Below are 1,743 nucleotides of genomic sequence, written 5' to 3' on the forward strand. Positions count from 1 at the left end.
AGCGTGTCAAGGCCGTCGTCGCCAGCACCATGTATGACATGACCCGCGTCATGTCCAAGGGCTACGACGATGCCATGACCTCTGAACAGCGCGCGGAGGTGCTGGAGACGCTCAGCCGCCAGCGCTGGGAGGACGCCGAGAACGGCACCTCGGCCTATCAGCCGCCCTATAACGAGCTGCAGGGCGGCGAGGCGCAGTTCCTGGTCGATTACCACGACTATTACATGACGCCGCGCGGATACCACAAGCGCGCGGTCAACTCCGGCAATGCCTGGACGCGGACAACGCCGCTGCCGTTCATGAACCTGCCGATCCTGACCCATATCGCGGAAATCTCGCCGCGCCCGGTGCTGCTGATCCATGGCGAGAACGCCCATTCGCGCTATTTCAGCGAGGACGCCTATGCCGCCGCCTCCGAGCCGAACCATCTGCATTCATACTACACCTCTTTCCTTTCCAGTTGACAGCTTTGGTTGGGCGCCTGCATCGCGCGTGCGGCGACCCGGTCTTGGAGGCGGTTCCATCGGCTGCACTGTTTTTGGGGCAGGTCCGATGCCGGAAGTTCGTAGAGGCAATAGTGCCCATTGTAGGCGTGGCTGGCGATGAGGCCAAACTTTGCCCACCTGGCGACGGTTTGCTCGTGGATGCCAAGCCGCGTGGCGGCTTCCTGCTTGGTCAGCATTCCCCGTTCTCGCAGGCGGTCATAGCGTGGGCGCAGGTTGTATTGGTGGACGAGATAGGCGACGCGCAGGGCGGTGAAGCGGGCGTCGTGACGGCCGCGGCGGGCCGCTTCACCCGGTCGATAGCCCTGTTGGTTGAGCAGTTCCGCGATCTCGGAATAGATGTGATCGTCGAGCAGCCTATCGACCAGTTGGATGATGCCCGGCTGCGTCTTGATCTGCTGGGCGGCGGATCTGGGGCTGGGGATGGTCAGCGTTTGCAGCTTTCCGCCCTTGAAACGCACGTGCGCCTTGGTGGTGCCTGCCGCGGGCAGTTTGACGAGAGTAACATCTTCGACGATGTGGGCGATCAGGCGCTTGCGTTCGCGGTTTGGGGTATCTGGGTCGGCCCAGAGCTTGTGGAAATCGACCGTCATGGCAACCAGCCGCTCGCGGACAGCCTGGTCGAGACAAAATTGGTCGCGCTCCCGTGCCCGCTCGCGCTCTTCCCGGGCATTGGCCAGAACGCGGAGCTTCTCGTTCCATTCGCCTTCCAGCGTGTCGGCGACGAGGCGATTGCCGGGGTCGACAAGCATGAAGCGGCGCTGCGCAAGATCGGCCTCCGCCTGGGCCCGCTCTACCGCCCGACAGCGAAGCTGATCGGCTTCCTGGTGGCGGGCTTCGATCTCCGAGCGGACATCAAGCGCCAGTTCGACCGCCGCCGGCGTCATCTGCTGGGCAATCAGCCTGCCGACCGCGTCATCCACGGAAGACCCTGCGATCGACTGGCACATGGGTTCACCGCGATAGACATGGGCGCGATCGCAGATGTACCAGGCTTCCAGTCGACCACGCCGGGCCGCGTAACGCACCCGGAAATGTCTGCCACACTGTCCGCACACGGCCCGCCCCTGCAGCAGTGCCGAGCCCTCCCGTGGAATGGAAGCTCGTGCCGCGTCGTACCTCTGGCCATTCGCCTTGAGCACCTGCAGGTTCTCCTGGTGTTGGTCCCAGCTGATGTATCCGGGATGCGCGTTGGGGATGCAGGCCAGCCAGTCGCCCTCGTCGCGCGCGCGGATGGTCT

Annotated in this window: 1 protein-coding gene and 1 pseudogene; one reads left to right on the top strand and one right to left on the bottom strand. The window is 64.1% G+C overall.

Annotated elements, in window-relative coordinates:
* A pseudogene (locus AQY21_RS02630) lies at positions 1–464 on the top strand (alpha/beta hydrolase); the annotation flags it as partial.
* Here AQY21_RS02630 and AQY21_RS02635 read toward each other — a convergent pair.
* Positions 440–1,743: recombinase zinc beta ribbon domain-containing protein (locus AQY21_RS02635; protein WP_203416342.1), on the bottom strand; the 1,304-nt coding region annotated here is incomplete at its 5' end. The pseudogene AQY21_RS02630 and the gene AQY21_RS02635 overlap by 25 nt on opposite strands.

The organism is Paracoccus sp. MKU1, assembly GCF_001447385.1.
In the GTDB taxonomy this organism is placed as follows: Bacteria; Pseudomonadota; Alphaproteobacteria; order Rhodobacterales; family Rhodobacteraceae; genus Paracoccus.